The organism is Pseudoalteromonas phenolica, assembly GCF_044788725.1.
Lineage (GTDB): Bacteria > Pseudomonadota > Gammaproteobacteria > Enterobacterales > Alteromonadaceae > Pseudoalteromonas > Pseudoalteromonas phenolica_C.
Map to the genome: position 1 here is coordinate 3,697,279 of NZ_CP173161.1, position 21,665 is coordinate 3,718,943.

The following is a 21,665-nucleotide window of genomic DNA, read 5'->3' on the forward strand; positions in this document are numbered from 1 at the left end:
ACTTATTACTTTAATATCAATATGTTAGCAAATCTCTTAACCAAAGCTCAGGTTAAATAAATTAGCTCACACAAATTACAGCGACTTAATATTATCGCCACTTTCTTTATCAATCAGTTTTACAAATGGGTCGATACCCGCAAACTTAGGTAAGTCTTTTACTTTCAGTTTGATCACATTATCACCCGTTGTAATGCTGTGCTTTTGCAGATACATCACATTCTCACCTTCATTGATGTCATCAGGATCAGCTTTGAACAGAGCAATATCTATCATTTGCTCAAGTGGCACATCTTCTTCATTACCTTCTCCATCAGCATGCTTCTTCGCCGCTTTTACGGTAAGCGTAATAGTATGAAGCTCACCCTCTGATGTTGCCTCTTCAATTTCAACGTCAGCCAGTTTTAACTCGTATAAAGTAATCGAGTTAAATTGGTCTTCGATGAAGGCTTGCTCTTGTGTCGTTGCATCTGACTTTAAGTAAGCAATGAAATCGAGTGTGGTCGGGAAAACATCACTTCTGAAACGATAGTCATCAATAAAGTTGCGAAGTGCTTTATTCAGACGCGCTTCACCCAACAAGTCATGTAATGCAAGCATCACGATTGAACCTTTATTGTAATGAATATGCAACTGACCGACGGTTCTGGCAAGCGTCAACTCTTCGTGTGTTTCACGAGTACGACCACGTAAATATTTATCTAGCTCATACTTTAAGAACTTACGCAGGTTATGCTCACCGTACTTTTCTTTCATCACCATAATGGCCGCGTATTGAGACAGCATTTCAGATAGAATATTTGACCCTTCAACGTTTGCACCGATCACCTGATGCGCCCACCATTGATGCGCCAGCTCATGAGCGGTCACATAATAAGGCACATTGATATTATCTGGATTGCGGGTGTCAATTATGAAACCTATTTCTTCAGAGTAAGGCACCGTATTAGCAAAGCTCTGAGCGAACGAGCGGTAACGAGGGAACTCAATAATACGCATTTGCTTATGCTGATATGGGCCAAACTCTCTTGAGAAGTAGTCGATTGAGTCTTTGGTCGACTCAAGCATGGTATCTACGTTCCACGCATGATCTTTATGATAATAAACCTCAAGTGCGATACCTTTGTACTCTTCACGCTTTACTTCTAACTCCATCGACAGCATGGTGTAGAAGTGCAGCATAGGCGCATCCATCTCGTACACATAAGTTGTACGGCCATCTTTGGTTTCTTTAGACTGCAGATAACCCGGCACCATAGCCACTTGCGACTCATCGGTCGTAACGCGAGCTGCGAAGGTGACAAAGTTTTCAGCAAACAAAGGCTGGTTATGGTACTGCGTTTCTTCAATTTTATTACCACGCTTTACAGGCTCAAGACCGCGTTTTCGGCGCTCGTTTTTATCAAAAATTTGCTTACCTAGATCGTAACCAAAGGTCGGGAACAGATCGGTATTATCAATGAAAGTCCCGTTCTGCACCAATCTGGTATCGCTACCTCTATCAACAAACCCAAGCGTTTGACGCACTACAGACATAGTTAAAGTGCGACGTTCACCGGGCAACATAGGCTCAGATAAATTCATCCATGCGTGATAATAGTTTTCATCAAATTCACCCAGTGTTGCGCCTGGCATTTCTACCGACCACTCAAGTGTGTGCGAAGGCTTATTCACCAAAAAGCGTTCAATAATTTGCTTACTCTTGTTTTCAACTTCTAACGTCACTGTCGCTTCAATACGGCGCGTCTTCGGGAAAATCTCCGCATCGAGCTTTACATCTAGTGTCGTTGGTACAGCCGCATCTTTGAATTGCACAAACTCACGTTCATACTGCTCAGAAAGATCTTCGCGCACATCTTGCGTAACAAATGAGTTAAGCACTTGCGTGTTGTAATAGATATAGCTACCACTGCCCACAAATAATAGCGCACCAGCAGCGATTGCAACCTTACCTGCATTACCTAACTGATAGTTCAATTGAGCAAATCGCGCCTTTAGTGTTTGTCCTGCACCACGCGGCCAAAGCGCAAAACTCAATGCGGCGAAGATCACACTTAAACCTAACCAATATAAGTTGTACCAATGGATTGCAGTTAAGAAGTGGCCATAGCCGTTGATGTCTGAGTAAGGCGCACTTGGGGTCTCACCAAATCGCCACATATTATGCTCAAAACCAAAGCTCGCCATCACAAGTGAGCCTATGTAATACAGCAAAAATAGCCCCATACCAACATATTTACTCGGGCTGACAACTTGTAATAAGAAAGCCAAGGTACCTTGCAGGGCAAAACCAAGAACAAATAAGTAACCTAGACGAATAACGTATTGCGACAGCTCAATGGTCGCCATACCTGATATCAGCTGGTACAGAATAGTCAGTACAGAACCAAATACGCACAGCAACACCAACACCGAGACAAGCGCGATATATTTAGAGCCCCAAAACACCCAGTTCGCCACCGGATAAGAGTCAACGATCTCACTCACTTTTGCATCGCGGTCATGCCATACAAGTTCAGCACAGTAGTAAACCAAGACAATGATCATCAACAGACCAAAGCTGCCTTGAATTTGCTCTACCATTCTAAATGTCACAGGCCAAGTATCTGTTCCATACATGCCAAATGAACCAACTAAACCCGGTACTAGCATAGACACAGATAAAATAAGTAAAACGAGGAACGAGTAGCTGCGTACTACTTGCTTCACTTCAAAAACGGTACGCATTAAGAAATGGGACCAAGCGCTGCCCACGCTAGGCTTATAATCAATACGATGAGCCAGTGCAGCAGCTTGTTGACCTTCACCTTTGGCTTTACTTTTCACCTTTTGCTTTTGTGGTAAAAAGTGTGAATTATTGAGCGCCAAGGTCGCTAGACTCAATACAGCTACACCTAACCAGATCAAACGGTTATATAGTAGTTCATCATATAAACCTATGGTCATGGTGTTTCTATCTGCGATGGTCCAATACTCTGCTTGTACTGAAATAGCAGATAAACCAAACATATCTAAATAAGCTGCGATGGCACGGTATTCAATATCAGAGAAAATGCTGTTAGCAACAATATAGCCAACCACAAGCGCAACAGCGACTAAGTACATGGCCACCATACTTCTGAACTTTTGTGCGACCAATGTAAACAAACTAGATACGAAGAAAAGTGAAGGCACGGCAATATAAAACAGCGGAGATAAATAGTACTCGAGTTTATTCGGCCCCAGCATTTCAGAATCTAGCCAGCCCATTAAACTACCTAGGCCTGAGCCAACCCAAATACCCAATAAACACGTTGAGAACACCAACATAGTGACAAGATAAGCACCTAGGAATCGACCTAAACGATATTGCAATAAACTAAGCGGCTTGCTTAGTACGAGTTCATTTAACTTACTTTGGTCATCTCTAATAGCGGCGCTGCCGACAAAATTCACAACCAAAAAGATAGAAAAAATCGCCATATTGGCAACGATTTGCAAAATCGCAAATGGCGAATTCACGTTGACATTACTGCTTCCACCGATTTGCACCGAATCTGATACCGAAGCAAAAAAGGTAAGCAAAAATATAATCAAAGACGTGACATAAAAAGAGGGCTGGCGCATAAAATAGCGCAGCTCAAATTGCATCATTTTAAATAGCATTCGCCTACTCCTTATGCAGCTTGGCTAGTGCGGTGTTGATGCAATGTCGAGAAATACACATCTTCTAAATCAGCTGGTACTGCATTAAAACCTTCTGGTGCTTCATCGGCAAATACATTAAGCAAAGTGTTTCCGGCAAATAAGCGCTTAGAAATAACGGGTAAAACAGATTCAAGCTCTTTTGCTTCAGCAAGGCTTACCGACTTACGCCAGATCTTACCTTGTAGCTGCTCAGTTAAATCAATCGGGTTGCCTTCAAGTAAAATTTGACCACTTGCCAATACCGCCATATTCGGGCACAGCTCAGACACATCTTCTACTATGTGCGTCGATAAGATAATGACCTTACTTTCACCTAAGCCCACTAATAAGTTGTGGAAGCGGTTACGCTCTTCAGGGTCAAGACCCGCAGTTGGTTCATCGACAATCAGTAAGTCAGGGTCGCCAAGTAGCGCTTGCGCAATACCAAAGCGCTGACGCATACCACCAGAAAAACCACTGACAGCATTTTTACGGTGATCATATAAATTGGTTTGAGCCAATAAGCCTTCAACCGCTTCTTTACGTTCTGCTTTATTATTTAAGCCTTTCAAAACCGCCATATGATCAAGCAAATCATAGGCACTGACGCGTGGATACACACCAAAGTCTTGCGGTAAATACCCTAAACGTTCACGCAGTGCTTTTGGCTGTTCGAGTACGTTAATCCCATCAAACTCAACACTACCCGAGTCAGCGGATTGTAATGTTGCAATTGTACGCATAAGTGAAGACTTACCTGCGCCATTCGGCCCCAGTAATCCAAACATGCCCTTTGGAATATCTAAATTCACCCCGCGTAATGCGTGGACGCCATTGTCATATGTTTTTGAAAGCCCAGTTATTTTAAGCATTTACATTCCCTTTAATTGAACAAATAAGCAACGCTGTTATAGCAGCTTTACAATATAGGGACAATTAAAACTCTGCTAACAATTGCAATAATTTGTAAACACTGAAACACTAATGACAATTAAGAATATCAAGGGGATGAAACATGCAAGACCACGCACACCGACCGTTAACCGACTTTATTGAATACCCACAAGACGAGATGCTGAGCCGTGCAGAAAGCTTTTTAGATAACTGTAAACGCCGTCACTCTATCCGCAGTTTTAGCGACCGCCCTGTACCCAAAGAGATCATCGAAGCCTGTATTAAAACCGCAGGCACGGCACCAAGTGGTGCCAATCACCAACCTTGGCATTTTGTTGCGATTCATTCAGCCGATGTAAAAAAGCAAATTCGCCAAGCTGCAGAAGACCTAGAGCGCTCTTTTTATGAAGGTCGAGCAGGTGAAGAATGGCTCGATGCCCTAAGGCCGTTAGGCACAGACGCACAAAAACCGTATCTTGAGCACGCGCCTTGGTTAATTGCCGTGTTCAGTCAGAAGAAAGGCGGTATTCACACTGAAGATAAGAACACCAACTACTATGTGCATGAGTCTGTAGGGTTAGCAACCGGGTTCTTAATTCAAGCACTACATAATGCGGGCTTAGCGACGCTGACACACACGCCAAAACCGATGAGCTTCTTAACCGATATTTGTGGCCGTGACCGCGATAATGAACGCCCTTATATGTTATTGATTGCAGGTTACCCGAGTGAAGACGCGACTGTGCCAGAGCATGCTCTGGTGAAAAAACCAATGGAAGAGATTGCGACGTTTTTATAAAAAATGCGTTCTAAGAAAAAGGCCACATAAGAGTTTGTGGCCTTTTTTTCAAACGTTTAGTCGATTAAATCGCAGGCTTTATTGCGATTTTTTCACCCGCTTCTAGCCCAGCCAGTACTTGTACTTCATTGCTATTGACTGCTTCACCTAAGCGTACATAGCGCTTTTGCAATTGTCCTTGCTCAACCACTTCAACCATGGTCAATTGTCCATAGCGTTTCACGAGTTTACGCGGGATCACAATGGTGACTTGCTCTTCGCCCGGTAGAAAAACTTGCGCATACATACCCGGTTTTACTTCTTTAGCAAAACCGATATCGAGCTTGATGGCAAAACGGCGCGCTTGTTTATCGGCGACTGGTACAACTTCGCTAATCAACGCATATTCGGTTAAACCAACGGCAGGCACAAACACTTTTAATTTATCACCCACTTTTAAGAAAGCCGCTTGCTGTTCGCGCACTGGTGTATGAATTTGTAATTTAGTTGGGTTATACAAAGACACAATCGCCATACCCGGGCTCAGCATGGCACCGGGCTCTTGTAAGCGCTCTACCACTTTACCATCGATTGGCGCATGAATTTTGGTGTATCCCAAGGCAACTTGTGTGCCTTCAAGCTGCTGAACCAAAGCCGCAGACTGCGCTTCTAGTTCATTCACTTTGGTTTGCCATTCATCAACCTGATTTTGTGCCACAAGCCCTTGGGCTTTTAGCGCAACCACGCGCTCTAATTGCTTCTTAGCTTGTGCAAGCTGAGCGTCATTGGCGCTTTGCTGAGCTTTAACTTGCTGTACTTGTGCTTTTAAATCAGCATCTTCAAGGGTTGCGATTAACTGCCCCGCCGATACGGTATCGCCCGCACGTACGTGTAAGGTTTTTAACTGCGCCAGCACACGGCTCGACACGCGCGTATTAAACTTGGCATCGACGCTGCCGCTGACGACTTCAGCACTTTTCACTGCTTGCAAACTCACGGTATGAGTTTGACCATTATATTCTTCCGCAAGGGCTTTTGTGCCCGCGGGCATTTTTTCGTTAAACACCCCAGCCATGGCCGCAATCGCAATCGCTAACACGCCCATCGCCGCACTGATCCCTGCAATTTTAGTTACTTGTTGCATCTTGCTGCCCCTGTTGCTCGGTTGATTTGAAAACTAAGAAATACACCACTGGCACCACTAACAACGAGAAAATTGTTGAAGCGATAATGCCAAACATAATGGCCAAAGCCAGCCCGCTAAATACGGGGTCGAGGATGATCACCGCATTACCCAATAAAGTCGTGCCTGCAGTGAGTAACACAGGTCGCATACGCACCTCACCTGCACGCACCAAGGCCGCCTTTAATGCCATGCCTTCTGCTCGAGCCTGATTGATAAACTCAACTAAAATAAGTGAATTACGAATGACGATGCCTGCCAGCGCTATCATGCCTATCATGGCCGTGGCGGTGAATAAAATAGGTTCAGGAGCGCCCGCAATCACGCGTTCGCCAAACTGATTTAGCGCCCAAAAGCCCGGCATAATGCCAATCATGGTTAACGGAATGGCCGACATAATAATCAGCGCCAAGCGGTTCGATCCCGTTTGCATACGCAATATGATAAATATCGCCGTGAGGGCAAAAGCAAAGGCAATACCCATATCTCTAAACACATCAACGGTAATGCGCCACTCACCTTCGCCGCCAAAGCTATAACTCGTGCCTGCAGGCATTTGCCAACCTTGTGTGCCGCCTGAATTTAAGAAAGTACGTGTTTGCCAAGGTTGGTAGTCTTCTTCAGTACGATTTTCATCTGCAACCACATCAGCGATGATTTCAGCAGGCGTGCGACCATTTAACTCCGCCATGACATACACCACGGTTTGTAGGTCTTTGCGCATAATAGGTTGCTCAATATGATGTTGTTGCCACTGACCAAGTTCAGACAGCGCAACCAAAGGTCGTGCCGCACTATCCAGGCCATAATCATTGGCGACTTTACTTAATGCCTGTTGACCCGTTAACTGAACGGCCGCCAAAGACTGCCATTGATTGCGCACTTCATACGGCACTTGCAGTTGCACCGGCACTGGCATGGCTTCATGCGGGGTATATAGCACTCCCGCTGGCATACCTTGGCTCGCTATCTGTAGGGTTTGGCTGATATCTTGGGTGCTAATGCCGGATAACGCCGCTTTTTCTTTGTTTGTCACAAAACGCGCTAAAGGGGCGAGCTCAGCAATAGAGGTGTCGACCTCAACCACATGAGGCTCTTTTGCTAAACGTTTAGCCAGCACATTTGCCGCCTCATAATGTACTGGTGTTTCAACAAATGGGTCGGCGGTGACTTCGGCCACTAAGGTGTTTAACACTGGCGGACCCGGTGGCACTTCAACCACTTTGACCTTGATACCATTTTGATTGAAGGCAGCCAGCGCCTGACGTAAACGCAATACCACCCCATGAGATTGGTGGTCGCGCTCAGTTTTATCGATAAGTAATACGCGCAAGTCAGCAAGATGCGGAGCATGACGTCGGTAATAACCGCGCACCATGCCATTAAAGTCCATACTCGAAGGTTGACCGACATAAGCGGCAACCGCGGTGATTTCGTTAAGCTGCCACGCGGCTTGTTGTACTTGTCGTGCCACCAAGCTGGTTTGCTCCAGCGAACTCCCCTCTGGTAGTTCAACCAATATTTGCACTTCATTCTTGTTATCAAACGGCAGTAGCTTAAGTGGCACCGCCCTAAATACCGGTAAACTAGCGCTCAGCATAAACAGCACCAATACCGACCACAGCAACCACTTTGCTTTCTTGTTCGAGTCTAATAGCGGCATCACTAACTTGCTATAAAGACTCTTTCCCTCACCGATTTCTGGCTCTTCGATTTCATGCCCTTTAAGCAGTTTTTTGGCAAGCCAAGGCGAGACAAAGAAGGCCACTACAGTCGAAACCACCACACTCACTGGCACATTAAAGGCCATCGGTGCCATGTAAGGGCCCATCATGCCAGTGATAAATGCCATCGGCACAAACGCCACTGCGATGGTTAACGTCGACATCAACAACGCCACTTTAATCTCACTCATCGCACCAAGAATGCGCTTGCTTGACGAGTCTGATTTCTTACCATGTTTTAAGAAACGGCTGATGTTATCAACACCCGTGATTGGATCATCAACCAATAAACCTAAAGACAAGATCAGTGCGAATAAGGTGACGCGGTTAATGGTATAACCAAAGGCAAAATCTAGCGCCAGTGTAATGCCATAACAAATAGGCACAGCTAAGCCGACCACAATAGCTGGGCGCCAGCCTAGAAAGACTCCGACAAAGACCACCACAGTAAAGACCGCAAAGGCCAAACTCGCAGTCAGGTTATTTACTTTCTCATTGGCCGTTTCGCCATAGTTACGCAGTACTTTGAAATCCACTTCATCAGGCAATAACTCAGTTTTAAGCTGTGCCATTTTTGCCAGTGTTTGCTCGGCTACCGCCACAGCATTACTGCCTTTTTGCTTGGCAACACTAATAGTAACAAGAGGCAAATCTTGCTGCACATCATCAATGGCCAACCACTGATATTGATTTGACTCGCTTGGGCCATCGGTGACTGTTGCAACGTCTTTTAATAATACTTGCTGACCGTTCACGACATTCACTGGCAGGCTCGCCACTTGTATTACATCGCGAAGCACATCGCCCGCTTGAAGTTGAATTTGCTGTTTGCCCGTCACCAAATGACCGACTTGCTGCAATTGATTTGACACTTGCAGTGCGCGTAATACATCTAAAGGCGTGGTTTGGTGTGCAGACAGCGCACTGATGTCTAAGTCGACTTGAACTTGACGGGTGCGACCTGCGAGCACCTCAATGGCACTGGTATTGGGAATTTGTTGCAGGTGATTGGATAGCTCTTGAGCAAAGCGCGTGAGTTCATAGTCGCCATATAAACGGGGATCTTGCGAGTACAAGCCCAACATTAAAATAGGCACATCATCCACTTCTATGGGTTTGATCTGCCAATTACTGATCACCGGAGCCATTTGCTCTTGGTGTGCATAAAGCTTGCTGTAGGTATTGAGAATGGCGTTTTCTCTGTCTTCACCAACATGAAAGCGCAGCGTCACAACCGCTTGACCTGTTTGTGTAGTAGAGTAAACGTGCTCAACACCAGGGATTTGTAGCAATAACTTTTCGAGTGGCTCAGTAACTAAACGCACCACTTCTGGTGCACCTATGTTTGGCGCCTGCACATGAATATCGAGCATTGGCACGACAATTTGTGGCTCTTCTTCACGCGGCGTAAACTGCAGGGCCATTACCCCCATAACCAGCGATAATAACAAGATCACTATGGGGATACGACCCTGTAAGCTAGCCGAAATGGCTTTTTCTAATCCCATCATTATTCACCCGATTGGCAAAAGAGTTGATAAAGCTGCTGTAAAATCGCCTCAACCTTAGGATCGGTAAGACGATAGTAAATCGTTTGCGCATCTCGACGCGTAGCAACACATTCGGCTTTTCGTAAGGCGGCTAAATGCTGAGAGAGTGCCGATTGAGTTAACGGTATCGACTCATTTAGCTGCGTCACGCTCATCTCACCTTGCAACAAGCTGCATAAGATCATCAGGCGATTTTTATTCGCCATCATTTTTAATAACTGCTCAGCTTGCTCTGCGTTATGCGCCATATCTTCAATTTGCATACATGTCCCCACGGTCGATTTTCAACAAGTATAAACCATACATTAGAAAAGTCTAATATTAGAACTTGCTAATTTAGAACTTTCTAATAAACTAATTATGACTGATATCTTCTGTTCTGAATTTTTGAGGTGAGCTATGACTATGCATCCATTACTGCGCTTAATCGCAGGCACTATGGTGTTAATTTCTTTACTGTTAACCTACTTCGTACACGAAAACTTTGTGTGGTTTACGGTATTTATTGCTATAAATTTAATTCAATCATCTTTCACGCTTTGGTGTCCGATGATCACTTTTTTAAAACGACTCGGTATTAAGGAATAGTTCAATGTTGACTCCTGTTCAAGATGTATTAAAAACAGTTCGCCCTAATCAGCGCTGCATTAGCGCAGAGCAAGCAAAGCAAGAAATTCAAGATAATGAAGGTGTACTTGTTGATGTACGCGAGCCTCAAGAGCACGCGCAAAAAGCAGCTACTGGCGCAATCAATGTGCCACGGGGTTTACTAGAATTTAAATTACCTGAAATCGTGAAAGATGCCGCCAAGCCCATATACGTACATTGCGCTGCAGGCGGCCGTGCGGTATTTGCCGCAGAGCAACTAACTCGCATTGGCTATCAAAATGTAACGGTGATCACCTGTAAAGCCGACGATATTTGCAATACTTTCTAACCTTTTGTGCTTTGTACTCCCTGTGCAAAGCGCCCTTTCACCCTGCCATCACACTGTCATACCTCTCCTTAAAAATATTTTTATTCTTATATAAATTAACAAGTTAGAATTAATGACTCGCACTGTCTTATGACAAAAAAGGCACTGACATATTACTGTCGGCGCTTTATACTGACGTACCGAATATGCTTATCCCAACTTAATCAAAACAACTAAGGGAATATGCACCATGACTCGTAGCATCAACAACGAAGAAAAAGCACTACCGAAGAAACTACCTTTTGAACTGTATTTTCAAGATGGCGATAACCAAATCGCTTGTAAAGCCAATTTCTTAAACGGCAAAGAATATGTCTATATTAACGATGAACTGGTTTCTGAGAAGCGTAACTTAGGCTTTAAAAGTAAGCATACTTTTGAGTATGAAGGCGCTGAGTGGACTGTTGTCTTTGACGTTATCAATATGCTCACTTCTGAAACCGAATGCTTGATATTAAAAGGCAAAAAGAAAGTTGGCAGAAAAGCATTAAAACCGTTTGCACAAAACCCAAAGCTTATGATCAAGGCATTTGCCACCTTCTTTTGTTACGGCCTTGTTTTTGGTGCAGCTTTCGCTGCGGTAGGTTACTTCATTGGTCGCTGGTTCGGCGGTTCGCTTTAGGAGACTGCCATGCAACTAAACCAAAAAACCATAAAACAGTTAAGAAATGACAAAAATTGGACCCAGCAGTCATTAGCAGATGCATGTGGCCTCAGCCTTCGCACCATTCAACGGGTTGAAAAGGAAGGGGTTGCCAGCCGCGAAACCATGATGAGCTTGTGTGCGGTATTCGAAGTAAAGCAGTCATCACTAATCAACCTCGATGATGTTGAAGAAACCAATGACAGCCAAACCACAGTGAATATGAAACTACATTTAATGATGTTAGGTGCTGCAGCACTATTTGGTGGGCTTGTGGGCGCGGGTATTCTGTATTTATTAATTTCTTAAATAGACCTGTACAGTAACCATCACTAAACAAAGGAGTAGATCATGGACAGAATCATCATGAGCTATTACACAAGCAGCTTGTTATTGACGATGATTGGGACTTTGCTAAGCATCCAGACGCCACCTTTTTATGCTGACATCATTATTGTATGTGCCGCTTTATTGTTTGCCATAACTGGCACACTGAAAACGAGAAAAGACATTTAGCCTAAACCTGACACCTTAAATCTGAGGACCTCATGACTGAAATTGAACTAACCACCATTGCCACTGTTGATAAACAGCTCGACGCTTATAACAACCGTGATATCGACGCTTTTGCTGCGACATATCACGATGATGTTGAAATTCATGCTTTCCCTGGCGGCTTACAATATCAGGGTAAAGATAAGCTGATTGAGCGATATGGTCAGAAGTTCGCCTCTCTCAAATATCTCAATGCCAGTTCACTAAAACGCATGGTAGAGGGCAATATTTTGGTGGACCACGAGCTGGCTGAATCAGCCAGTGAAGATGCAAATGTAATCGACAATAGTGTGACAATTATTGCCGCTTATGAAGTGATCGACGGCCTTATTAAACGCGTTACGTTTATGGGACGCTGATCAGGATAATTACTCTATAATTAAAGCTGACGGAATAGCAGGTAATTGATAAGGGGCAACCAACTGATTAAGTTGCCCAGACTTAGCCAATTTAATCATGGCTCTTTGTAACTGCACGGCTAATTTCGTCTTTGCAAAGCGTTGACTAAACGCCATATGACCATAAATGTTATTAGTATGGCGATAATTTACTTTCTTTAGCTGCTCGAATGGCTGATTAAGTGTTTTCATCGCCACTTCTGCGGTGTCTTCAACCGATAACACCAAATCAACTCGCCCTTTTAACAGTAAATCAAATGCCACATGTTCAGAGTTTACTTGTACTCTGTTCAGGGTTTTATCTTCATCAAATTCTTTAAAATATGCGCCACCTCGCATCACAGCAATGCGTTTGCCATGTAACTCGTCAAAGTTATTCACTTCTATATCACTGTTTTTATTTGCATAAAAAACAAAAGAAGACGACAGCACCATATAAGGCGGTTGCACAAAAGCCATGGTTTGTTCACGGCGATTGGTCTTAATTAACCCCCCCATGACATCAACTTGCCCCTGAGAAAGCATGCGTACACAACGAGAAAACGGACAGGGAACGGGTTTGATTTTGTAGTCTTGATGAGACTCTTTAAGTAATTCGGAAAGAATGTCTATGATCAAGCCTTGGCTCTCACCTTGCTGATCTATTTGACTAAACGGTGGGGCGTGGTCAATGGCCACATGCACAGTTTGATCGGCCCAAGAAACTCGAGCAAACAATAAAAGAAAAAATGTGATAGCTGTATATTTCGTCAAATCAAATTACCTCTATTCACCTCCTTATTGTCTTGCGTGATTTCTAACTCCGTATCAAATGCAACAAAACAACTACACTGTCAGCGTAGCGCAATACGCGCACTGTAACATATGCAAGGCTCAATTTATGCACTTTTATGACAATTTTTTACGACTAAATATGCAAAAAAAATTATATTACCTTGAGCCCCAGATTAGGCATAAACTCAGCGGTTATATAATTACCAACTGACGCTCAGATATTATTAAGTATTGGCAAGGATTGGCACTAGTCAAGTTTTAGCTGACCCGTTACCGCCTGGAAAGGACGTAACTCGAACTCTGATAACTTGGCAACGAGATACTCTATGATTTCGGCTTGTAATTGCTCATATGGCACCCATTGCGTGTTGCTACTAAAGCAATAGACCTCTAACCCCAAGCCTTTTTCACTGGGCGGTAAAGAGCGTACCATCAACACACACTCTTTACTGATTTTAGGGTGTGACCTTAAATAATGCTCGGCATATTTTCGAAATACAGACACGTTACTCAAAGGCTGCGTAGTGTCTATCTCAAAGCCAAACTCTGCCGCTTTATTTGCAATCTCTTCGGCAGACCAAGTTTGTAGGCTATGCATATCAATAAATATAGGTCGTTTAATACGCCTACCCGACGATTGCTGCATGGCACGCCAGTTTTTAAATGAATCAGAAATAAGTTGATAGGTAGGGATCGTGGTTATGGTGTTATCCCAATTGCGCACTCGTACGGTATTTAATCCTAAATCAAGTACTTCGCCGTCTGCACCAAAGGCATCAACCTGTATCCAATCGCCAATACTCACAAGGCGGTTTGCTGCAATTTGAATACTTGCTACTAAGCCTAAGATAGTGTCTTTAAAGACTAATAACGTCACGGCTGCAATGGCACCAAAACCCGACAGAATATAGGTCGGCGATTTATCAATTAACAGGCTGATTGATAAAATGGCACAAACGATAAAGGTAATTAATTTAGCAACCTGCACTAAGCCCTGGATCGGTACTTCTTTGGCAAACTTCAACTGCTGATAAATACCATGGCCTAAATTAATGAAGGCGCTAAACAACAATCCTGAAACAATGACTAACAGAATTTGCCCCATTACCTTGCCTATGGCAAACGACCATTCAGGTGCAACAAATACCCGCTCAAAGAAGCCTAAAAATAATACGCAACAAATAAGAGAAGAGAGTCGCCCTGAAAGCTTATTGAGCTGTGGACTTAATAGCCCAATTCGACTTGGAGAAAATCGAGTAATAATATTTTGTAAGCTTGGCAGAACAAGGCGCCGAGTCACTAAATATAAAAAACATAATGCGCACAGGCCGATAACATTGGCAACTGAATTAGTTAACAATGTCGACGCCATAGAGTTTTCAAACCAAGGTTCTATCAGTTGCGTCAAATGTATGTCTGTCATAGTTGCGAAGCTTCCTTCTCGGTCGCGCTACTACTAGTTTGCTCGGCTGATAATATATCTATCAATGTATCTTTATGCTGCCATTGAGCATTGAGATATTGCTGAAAGGTCACACGGTAAGTTTTATCTTGTTGATAATCACCCTGTGGTACCTGCGCTAATGGCACAAAGTCTAGCTTAACATCAATTGCAGCTAATTTGCCTAACATAAAACTTTGAAAAATTTTCTGGCTGTCAGAATGGTAAAAAAGGGTGGTGCTGATCATACCATCTAACTGCTCAGCCAATACTTGAAGCGCAAAGGCTGTACCGCCCGCTTTTGGCTTCAAGAGATGCTTAAACGGCGAATTTTGTTTACTGTGCTTTCTTGGGGTAAAACGGGTGCCTTCAGCAAAATTAATCACAGTCGTAGGATGATGTTTAAAGTTCTTACAGCTTTTTTGTGTACGCGCTACATCCATTCCCTTTAATTTAGGGTTTTTCGCAATTTGCGCTTTGCTGGCTCGCTTCATAAACGGCATACCCAAGGCCCAAGCGCCGGAGCCAATTAACGGCACATATTTTAATTCGTCTTTTAAGAAAAATTTAGGAGCGGGCAAGGCATCGATTGCCGTAAGTACAATAATATCTAACCAGCTAATATGGTTTGCAACCAGCAAGTACCAGCCCTGCTCATTCACCTGTGGTGCGATATCTGTCGAAAACTGCACACCGCTAAGCTTGAGCGCAAAGTAATTGCCACGACACCAGCATTTATAAAAACCATGAAGCGCATGAGATACTAGTGCCAAGGGTACCAGCAACTTCACTAACCCAAGCAAAAAGATCAGTGTGCCCCACAATGCAGTATTGAGTACTAAAACAGCTGTCGCAACTGCTCCTCTGATTAATTGTATGACACTTGTTAGCACACTCATCTCCTAATCTTATTTCAGCTTTTCAAGTTGAGCGTCTTTTTGTTGCCAAAGTGTATTTAGCTCAGCTTGAAACTGCACTCTGAACTGGTTATCGCTGCTGTAGTCACCTATCAGCTTGTCATCAACGGCTTGTGTTTCTACATGCACTTGCACTCGCTTTACTTTGCCTGAGGCAAAATCCATGAAGGTCGGTATGCCATCAGGGTAATGAATAGTGGCATTTACGATTTGATTGATTTGCTCACCCATTGCCTGCATAACAAAGGCGATACCACCAGCTTTGGGTTTGAGTAAGTTCTTAAATGGGCTTTTCTGACGCGTATGCTTTTCAGGTGTAAAACGCGTGCCTTCGACAAAATTCACTATGCTCACTGGCATGGTTTTAAACTTTTCACAGGCTTTGCGCGTAGTCTCGATGTCTTTGCCTTTGAGTTTAGGATTTTTCTTTAACTGACTTTTACTGCTGCGCGTCATAAATGGAAAATCTAGCGCCCACCAAGCGATACCTAAAAATGGCACATACAATAACTCTTTCTTTAAAAAGAAATTTAAGAATGGAATTCGGTTATGCAGTACTCGTTGCAGCACCAAAATATCTACCCAACTTTGGTGGTTAGCAATCACCAGATACCAGTCTTTACGCTTGAGGTTATCAAGCCCTGTTAGCTCTATTTTGTACGGTGTGAAAAGGTTTTGGATCAGGCTATTACAAGCAACCCAATTGCTGGCACAGCCTTTGGCTAACGCGCCAAATAAGGTCTGTAGTGGTTTTATTGGGATCAGTTTGATCACCCCAAAAACAAAAATTGGGACGCACCAAAACAAGGTGTTCAAACAATAGAATAATAAACTAAAGATACTGCGAAAAAACGACATGAATGACTTCCTTTACCACAACACGAGTATGGCGATACACCTTATATCGCCATATAGCGTGTGAATAATACCGTTTTTTACGCAAACACAAAAGTGGAGGCTAAAACTCACACTAGTCTTCGAAGTAAGTGTAGCCTTCTAGACCCGCTTGCAGTTCAGCTAAATATTGCTGTTTTTGCGACTCAGAGATCGCTAAATCAGACACCCGTTGCTGGAAGTTTTCTGATAATTTATTTGGCTCATAGTGCACAAATTTCAGTACATCATTCACACTATCACCCTTAATTGCATTGGTTAACTGGTAACCGTTTTCTGTCATCTCAACATGCACAGAGTCGGTATCACCAAATAAGTTATGCAAATCACCTAAGATCTCTTGATATGCGCCGACCATAAACATCGCAATATGATATTGGTCACCGGTATTGTATTGCGGGATTGGCAAACTCGCTTCGATGCCGGTCCCTTCAACATATTCTCTGATCTGACCGTCTGAATCACAGGTAATATCTTGAATGATTGCGCGTTGAGTCAGCGGCGTATGCAAGTTTTCAATTGGCATCACAGGGAATAGCTGCTGAATACCCCACACATCTGGCAGCGATTGGAATAAAGAGAAGTTAACAAATAACTTATCTGCCAGCTTTTCATTTAAGTCATCTAGCACTTCGCGATGAGCACGTGATTTGCTGTCTAGTGCACTGCGCACTTTATGCAAAATAGTAAAGTAGAGCTGCTCGATTTGTGCCCACTGCAACATACTCACTAAGCCGTGCACATATTGACCATGGGCTTCGCTGAATAGATGCATCGCATCGTGATAGCTTTCAAGTGCCATACGCGGTGACACTTGCTGATAGACACCATATAGCTCTTGTAGAATAGTGTGCGCGTCGGTATCAGGTTGACTCACTTCGACCTGATTCGGGGCTTTTTCAACGTCAATGACATCAGTGATCAATACTGCATGATGCGCTGTGAGTGCACGGCCTGATTCAGTGATAATTGCAGGCTGTGTTAAGCCATGCTGCTCACACACATCCGCAAACGCCGACACCACGTTTTTCGCATATTCATCAACGGTGTAGTTCATCGAACAGGCACTGCGTGAACCCGAGCCTTCGTAATCGACACCTAAACCACCACCCACATCAACAGTGCAAAGTGGCACGCCTATTTTAGAGAGCTCAGCAAAGTGACGAGCACATTCAATCAACGCACGTTGAATGTCACGGATATTGGCGATTTGTGAGCCGATATGAAAGTGCACTAACTGCATTAAATGCAACTTGCCCGCGGCTTTGAGCATCTCAACTGCTTCAAGCACTTGACCTGCAGTAAGACCGAATTTGCCTTTCTCACCACCGGTATTTTGCCATTTGCCCTTACCAACCGAGTTAAGGCGAATGCGAATACCAATCGCAGGTTCAATGCCTAAGTCATCAATTTCTTTCAGTAAAGTGGTTAACTCTGAGAGCTTTTCGACTACGATATTAACGTGATGACCCAACGCTTGACCAATACATGCCAAACGCAAGAACTCACTGTCTTTATAGCCGTTACAAACAATTTTAATCGGTTGTTTTGCTAGTCCTAAAATAGCCATAAGCTCAGGTTTTGAACCTGCCTCTAAGCCCACTTTTCCACTTGGATGAGCAAGCAGCTTACTTACGACTGAGCGCTGCTGATTTACTTTAATTGGATAAACACACGTGTAGTCGCCCTGATAACCTTTATGCTCGCACGCTTTTGCAAATGCGTTGGTCATGGTATCGACTCTGTCTTGCAGAATGTCAGTAAAACGAACAAGCACAGGTAAAGTTAAACCTTGTGCTTTAAATTCTTCAGTTAATTTTGTGAAAGAGATCGGTGCCTTGCTTTGGCATTTATCAGGAAATGCAACCAGCTCACCTTGCTCGTTAATATCAAAGTAGCCATCGCTCCAATGCGCTACGTTATATGTTGCTCGCGCAGTATCTAAACCCCAAGTCATCTCGACCTCTTAACAAACTAGCAAAACATCCATTTTAATATGCAGTTTGCGCATTTGCGACTGTATTTTTACTCATTTTGCTCAGTTACAGCTAAGCTATACCTAATAGCCTTTATTTAATGAGAAGCAAAGCCTCGCATAAGGTATGTAAACCTTTCAATGTTTATTTATTTCAATGAATAAACTGGCTGCAAGATTGAAGTGCAAAAATTTGCCCCAACATCTTTAAATAAAGATTGAGCATAAACTCTGGCGCTGGCAAAATGCGCCGTTAACAATTTACAGTGTGATTTAATTCTTATGTCGAATTTAGAAGCTAACCGTTGGTTTACCGAGATCAGTGATCGCGATGGCAGTGCGTTTTCTTTACGCATTAACAAAAAGCTTGATGAGATTCAGTCTCCATTTCAAAAAGTAGAGATGTTTGAAACAACTGACTTTGGCAACCTGATGATCATCGATGGTTGTACTATGGTGAGTACTCGTGAAAACTTCTTTTATCACGAAATGATGAGCCACCCTGCGCTCTTCTCGCACCCGGCACCTAAAAATGTGGTGATCATTGGTGGTGGTGACTGTGGTACGTTGCGTGAAGTGTTAAAACATCCTGGTGTTGAAACAGTAACGCAAATCGACATCGACGAAGTTGTGACTCAAATGTCACTTAAGTACTTCCCTGAATTATGTGAATCAAACAACGATCCTCGTGCAACTGTGATGTTTGATGATGGTATCAAGTACATGCGCGAAGCGGCACCAGAATCAATTGATGTGATCATTGTTGATGGCACAGACCCTGTTGGTCCAGGTGAAGGCTTGTTCAATCACGCGTTTTACACGAGCTGTCTGAATGCACTTCGTCCTGGCGGTATCATGATCCAGCAAAGTGAATCACCGCTGATGCACATGCCACTACTTTTAGAAATGCGTGATGCAATGAAAGACGTCGGCTTTGCTGATTTACAAACACTGCCTTTCCCGCAACCAATCTACCCAAGCGGTTTATGGTCTGCAACTATGGCTCGTAAAGGTGAGAACTTCGACGGTTTCCGTGAAGAAGATGCGCAAAACGCACAATTTGATACCGAATACTACAACGTTGGTATTCACAAAGGTACATTAGCAACACCAAACTTTATGAAGCGCGCTTTCGAAAAGTAATAGCCTGCATTGCAGCAATAAAAAGCCCGATTTGAATCGGGCTTTTTTATACCTAGAAATATGTTTTAACTATTTCTGTAACGTTTCTGTTATGTAAATCTCTATTTGTTTCTCTAATAAAAACAACGGCACTGAACCACGGCGTAAAATCTGATGATGGAACTCTCGAATATCAAATTTATCACCCAACTTAGTTTCAGCTTCTTGGCGTAAACGCTTAATAGTTAATTCACCTATTTTGTAAGAAAGTGCTTGTCCAGGCCATGAAATGTAGCGATCAGTTTCTGTTTTTACGTTATGTAACGATAAAGCCGTATTATCTTGCATAAACTTCATTGCTCTGTCTCGGCTCCATCCAAACATATGCATACCGGTATCAACCACTAAACGAGCTGCACGCCACATTTCGTAGGTTAAACGACCAAAGTTGCTGTACGGGTCTTGATAGAAGCCCGCTTCTAGCCCTAAATATTCAGAATATAAACCCCAACCTTCACCAAATGCAGAGATATACGCATTACGACGATAACTAGGTAAATAATCCAACTCAGCATTTAAGGCTATTTGTAAGTGATGTCCCGGCACGGCTTCATGCAGTGTTAACGCTTCTAAAACATATAATGGACGTTTATCAAGCGCGTAAGTATTTACCCAATAAAAGCCAGCCTCATCGTCGCTTCGCGCGCCAGAATAACGACCCGTTGTGTATTTAGGCGCAATGCTCGCTGGCACAGGTGCTACACCATATGGACGACGTGGTAATGTATGGAACAGTTTTGGTAGCTGCGCATCCATTTTTTTAGCAATAAAAGAGGCTTCTTTTAACAGCTGCTCTGGTGTAGTGGCATAAAATTGTGGATCGGTACGCAAGAAATGAACAAATTCAGCGAAGCTGCCTTCAAAACCCACTTGCTCGATGATTTGCTCCATCTCTGCACGAATGCGCGCCACTTCTTGTAATCCTAATTGGTGAATTTCTTCAGGAGACATATCCGTGGTGGTGTAATGCTTTGCGCGATTCGCATAAAAAGCCTTACCATTCGGTGTGCTACTAATACCGATTTGTTCGCGCGCTGCAGGACGATATTCTGTTGTGAAGAATGTAAAATAGTCTTGGAACGCAGGAATAACCGACCCTGACAACACTTGTTTTGCTTGCGCCTGCAAAGCCTGCCATTCAGTGTTATTTAATTTCGCAGTGTTTGTTTTAAATGGTGCAAAAAACTCAGATTCTTCAATACTTTTTGGAATATAAGCAGCTATCGACTCTTCATAGCCAACCAGTACGGCCTGCGGCTGAGTTAAGCCGACTTTCATACCTTCCTTCATCCAAGCAATATTTTGCTCAAAAAACCTCGGTACTTGCGAAAGGCGCTTAAGATACAACTCAAAGCCTGCTTTTTTACTAAAGTCATGACCGCGAACCATAAATGATAAGCTTGAGTGAAAGCCATATTCTGAAGTCAGCGGCATGTAATGCGCATTGAATTGGTATTCATCTACCTTGTTCTGTACTTGAGCACGAATAATAGTGTGGTTTATCTGGTTTTCACTACTTAATCGCGACACATCTATGCTGTCTAATTGCACTAAAAAGTTTACTCGTTGCCTATTTTGCTCTGCCAATTCGGCCGCTGATAGGTTGGGCAATAAATACTCTGCATTTAAGTTTTTGCGAGAATAAGGACTAATATCACCACGATATGCTTCGATTTTCTGCGTTAATTGTGTGAACTGAGCATCTTGAGACTGACTAGTAAGCTGACAGCCAGACAGCGCTAAAGTGACCGAAAGGACACAGGCACTTAACAGGCGAGTTGGTCGAACATTTTTCACTTTTTTATAATCCTGTAACTGATTTATTTCTACCATATCGAGTATAAAAGTGTCGATGCAATAAATTGCGACCAGCTCAATAAAAACTCGGTTCTAAAAATTTCCTCCTCTACTGAACTCAATAAACTAATACTTTTTGCTCGTATTTCATTCAAAAAGCCCTTCTTCTCTTTATATTTGCGGCTTTGATGCATTTTTTTCTTTGCAAAAAACCAGAAAAAAAGTAGTCTGAGGCAGTTGTGATGGATCACAAAGTTATCAACTGGAGGTGGTGGGTATTTAGTTTGATTTGGTATGCGGTAGTAACATCATGTTTCA

The 21,665-nt window shown here is 43.3% G+C and carries 19 protein-coding genes; 8 read left to right on the forward strand and 11 right to left on the reverse strand.

Going from position 1 to position 21,665, the window contains the following annotated elements; genetic code table 11:
* Positions 1-75 precede the first annotated feature (75 nt).
* Both ACH784_RS16790 and ACH784_RS16795 read right to left on the reverse strand, forming a co-directional pair.
* The gene (locus ACH784_RS16790; protein WP_404392118.1) at positions 76-3,645 is read right to left on the reverse strand and encodes an ABC transporter permease/M1 family aminopeptidase; all 3,570 of its coding nucleotides are present in this window, start codon (positions 3,643-3,645) and stop codon (positions 76-78) included.
* 11 nt (positions 3,646-3,656) lie between these two features.
* Positions 3,657-4,538 carry an ABC transporter ATP-binding protein gene (locus tag ACH784_RS16795; protein ID WP_404392120.1) on the reverse strand — a complete coding sequence of 294 codons (882 nt, stop codon included), beginning with the start codon at positions 4,536-4,538 and terminating at the stop codon, positions 3,657-3,659.
* Between the two features lie 143 nt (positions 4,539-4,681).
* Between ACH784_RS16795 and ACH784_RS16800 the strand changes: the two genes are divergently transcribed.
* On the forward strand, positions 4,682-5,359 hold the full coding sequence (locus ACH784_RS16800) for a nitroreductase family protein (RefSeq protein ID WP_404392122.1): 678 nt from the start codon (positions 4,682-4,684) through the stop codon (positions 5,357-5,359).
* 64 nt (positions 5,360-5,423) lie between these two features.
* Here ACH784_RS16800 and ACH784_RS16805 read toward each other — a convergent pair whose 3' ends face one another.
* The 3 genes from ACH784_RS16805 to ACH784_RS16815 are packed head-to-tail and all read right to left on the reverse strand — an operon-like array spanning position 5,424 to position 10,058.
* Positions 5,424-6,482, reverse strand: a complete 1,059-nt coding sequence (locus ACH784_RS16805) for an efflux RND transporter periplasmic adaptor subunit (protein ID WP_404392124.1) — start codon at positions 6,480-6,482, stop codon at positions 5,424-5,426.
* On the reverse strand, positions 6,466-9,756 hold the full coding sequence (locus ACH784_RS16810; protein WP_404392126.1) for an efflux RND transporter permease subunit: 3,291 nt from the start codon (positions 9,754-9,756) through the stop codon (positions 6,466-6,468). The genes ACH784_RS16805 and ACH784_RS16810 overlap by 17 nt, the downstream gene beginning before the upstream one ends.
* Positions 9,756-10,058: an ArsR/SmtB family transcription factor gene (locus tag ACH784_RS16815; protein ID WP_404392128.1), complete on the reverse strand. Its 303-nt coding sequence runs from the start codon at positions 10,056-10,058 to the stop codon at positions 9,756-9,758. The genes ACH784_RS16810 and ACH784_RS16815 overlap by 1 nt, the downstream gene beginning before the upstream one ends.
* 136 nt (positions 10,059-10,194) lie before the next feature.
* Between ACH784_RS16815 and ACH784_RS16820 the strand changes: the two genes are divergently transcribed.
* The 6 genes from ACH784_RS16820 (at position 10,195) to ACH784_RS16845 (ending at position 12,328) form a co-directional block, all read left to right on the forward strand.
* Positions 10,195-10,383 carry a DUF2892 domain-containing protein gene (locus tag ACH784_RS16820; RefSeq protein ID WP_138477730.1) on the forward strand — a complete coding sequence of 63 codons (189 nt, stop codon included), beginning with the start codon at positions 10,195-10,197 and terminating at the stop codon, positions 10,381-10,383.
* A gap of 4 nt (positions 10,384-10,387) precedes the next feature.
* Positions 10,388-10,732 carry a rhodanese-like domain-containing protein gene (locus ACH784_RS16825; protein ID WP_404392130.1) on the forward strand — a complete coding sequence of 115 codons (345 nt, stop codon included), beginning with the start codon at positions 10,388-10,390 and terminating at the stop codon, positions 10,730-10,732.
* Positions 10,733-10,961: 229 nt separating this feature from the next.
* Positions 10,962-11,393, forward strand: a complete 432-nt coding sequence (locus tag ACH784_RS16830; RefSeq protein ID WP_404392132.1) for a hypothetical protein — start codon at positions 10,962-10,964, stop codon at positions 11,391-11,393.
* Positions 11,394-11,402: 9 nt separating this feature from the next.
* A complete protein-coding gene (locus ACH784_RS16835; protein ID WP_404392134.1) occupies positions 11,403-11,723 on the forward strand; it encodes a helix-turn-helix transcriptional regulator in 321 nt (106 codons plus the stop codon).
* Between the two features lie 42 nt (positions 11,724-11,765).
* Complete coding sequence (locus ACH784_RS16840; RefSeq protein ID WP_404392136.1) at positions 11,766-11,930, forward strand: hypothetical protein; 165 nt, start codon at positions 11,766-11,768, stop codon at positions 11,928-11,930.
* A 32-nt stretch (positions 11,931-11,962) separates the two neighbouring features.
* Positions 11,963-12,328: a nuclear transport factor 2 family protein gene (locus ACH784_RS16845; RefSeq protein ID WP_404392138.1), complete on the forward strand. Its 366-nt coding sequence runs from the start codon at positions 11,963-11,965 to the stop codon at positions 12,326-12,328.
* 9 nt (positions 12,329-12,337) lie between these two features.
* Here the strand turns inward: ACH784_RS16845 and ACH784_RS16850 are convergent, their stop codons facing one another.
* From ACH784_RS16850 to speA, 5 genes are all read right to left on the reverse strand, one after another.
* The gene (locus ACH784_RS16850) at positions 12,338-13,120 is read right to left on the reverse strand and encodes a substrate-binding periplasmic protein (RefSeq protein WP_404392140.1); all 783 of its coding nucleotides are present in this window, start codon (positions 13,118-13,120) and stop codon (positions 12,338-12,340) included.
* Between the two features lie 268 nt (positions 13,121-13,388).
* Entirely contained in the window at positions 13,389-14,564 is a 1,176-nt protein-coding gene (locus tag ACH784_RS16855; RefSeq protein WP_404392142.1) for a mechanosensitive ion channel family protein, read from the reverse strand.
* On the reverse strand, positions 14,561-15,475 hold the full coding sequence (locus tag ACH784_RS16860; RefSeq protein ID WP_404392144.1) for an acyltransferase: 915 nt from the start codon (positions 15,473-15,475) through the stop codon (positions 14,561-14,563). The genes ACH784_RS16855 and ACH784_RS16860 overlap by 4 nt, the downstream gene beginning before the upstream one ends.
* Positions 15,476-15,490: 15 nt before the next feature.
* Complete coding sequence (locus tag ACH784_RS16865) at positions 15,491-16,357, reverse strand: acyltransferase (protein WP_404392146.1); 867 nt, start codon at positions 16,355-16,357, stop codon at positions 15,491-15,493.
* Between the two features lie 112 nt (positions 16,358-16,469).
* The gene (speA, locus tag ACH784_RS16870; RefSeq protein ID WP_404392148.1) at positions 16,470-18,350 is read right to left on the reverse strand and encodes a biosynthetic arginine decarboxylase; all 1,881 of its coding nucleotides are present in this window, start codon (positions 18,348-18,350) and stop codon (positions 16,470-16,472) included.
* Positions 18,351-18,650: 300 nt separating this feature from the next.
* Between speA and speE the strand changes: the two genes are divergently transcribed.
* On the forward strand, positions 18,651-19,511 hold the full coding sequence (speE, locus tag ACH784_RS16875; protein WP_404392150.1) for a polyamine aminopropyltransferase: 861 nt from the start codon (positions 18,651-18,653) through the stop codon (positions 19,509-19,511).
* A 69-nt stretch (positions 19,512-19,580) separates the two neighbouring features.
* Here speE and ACH784_RS16880 read toward each other — a convergent pair whose 3' ends face one another.
* The gene (locus tag ACH784_RS16880) at positions 19,581-21,383 is read right to left on the reverse strand and encodes a DUF885 domain-containing protein (RefSeq protein WP_404392152.1); all 1,803 of its coding nucleotides are present in this window, start codon (positions 21,381-21,383) and stop codon (positions 19,581-19,583) included.
* Positions 21,384-21,665 lie beyond the last annotated feature (282 nt).

Coding starts and splice junctions, on each gene's coding strand:
- ACH784_RS16790 (WP_404392118.1), bottom strand. CDS start 3,645: ATGCTATTTAAAATGATGCAATTTGAGCTGCGCTATTTTATGCGCCAG.
- ACH784_RS16795 (WP_404392120.1), bottom strand. CDS start 4,538: ATGCTTAAAATAACTGGGCTTTCAAAAACATATGACAATGGCGTCCAC.
- ACH784_RS16800 (WP_404392122.1), top strand. CDS start 4,682: ATGCAAGACCACGCACACCGACCGTTAACCGACTTTATTGAATACCCA.
- ACH784_RS16805 (WP_404392124.1), bottom strand. CDS start 6,482: ATGCAACAAGTAACTAAAATTGCAGGGATCAGTGCGGCGATGGGCGTG.
- ACH784_RS16810 (WP_404392126.1), bottom strand. CDS start 9,756: ATGATGGGATTAGAAAAAGCCATTTCGGCTAGCTTACAGGGTCGTATC.
- ACH784_RS16815 (WP_404392128.1), bottom strand. CDS start 10,058: ATGCAAATTGAAGATATGGCGCATAACGCAGAGCAAGCTGAGCAGTTA.
- ACH784_RS16820 (WP_138477730.1), top strand. CDS start 10,195: ATGACTATGCATCCATTACTGCGCTTAATCGCAGGCACTATGGTGTTA.
- ACH784_RS16825 (WP_404392130.1), top strand. CDS start 10,388: ATGTTGACTCCTGTTCAAGATGTATTAAAAACAGTTCGCCCTAATCAG.
- ACH784_RS16830 (WP_404392132.1), top strand. CDS start 10,962: ATGACTCGTAGCATCAACAACGAAGAAAAAGCACTACCGAAGAAACTA.
- ACH784_RS16835 (WP_404392134.1), top strand. CDS start 11,403: ATGCAACTAAACCAAAAAACCATAAAACAGTTAAGAAATGACAAAAAT.
- ACH784_RS16840 (WP_404392136.1), top strand. CDS start 11,766: ATGGACAGAATCATCATGAGCTATTACACAAGCAGCTTGTTATTGACG.
- ACH784_RS16845 (WP_404392138.1), top strand. CDS start 11,963: ATGACTGAAATTGAACTAACCACCATTGCCACTGTTGATAAACAGCTC.
- ACH784_RS16855 (WP_404392142.1), bottom strand. CDS start 14,564: ATGACAGACATACATTTGACGCAACTGATAGAACCTTGGTTTGAAAAC.
- ACH784_RS16865 (WP_404392146.1), bottom strand. CDS start 16,357: ATGTCGTTTTTTCGCAGTATCTTTAGTTTATTATTCTATTGTTTGAAC.
- speA (WP_404392148.1), bottom strand. CDS start 18,350: ATGACTTGGGGTTTAGATACTGCGCGAGCAACATATAACGTAGCGCAT.
- speE (WP_404392150.1), top strand. CDS start 18,651: ATGTCGAATTTAGAAGCTAACCGTTGGTTTACCGAGATCAGTGATCGC.
- ACH784_RS16880 (WP_404392152.1), bottom strand. CDS start 21,383: ATGGTAGAAATAAATCAGTTACAGGATTATAAAAAAGTGAAAAATGTT.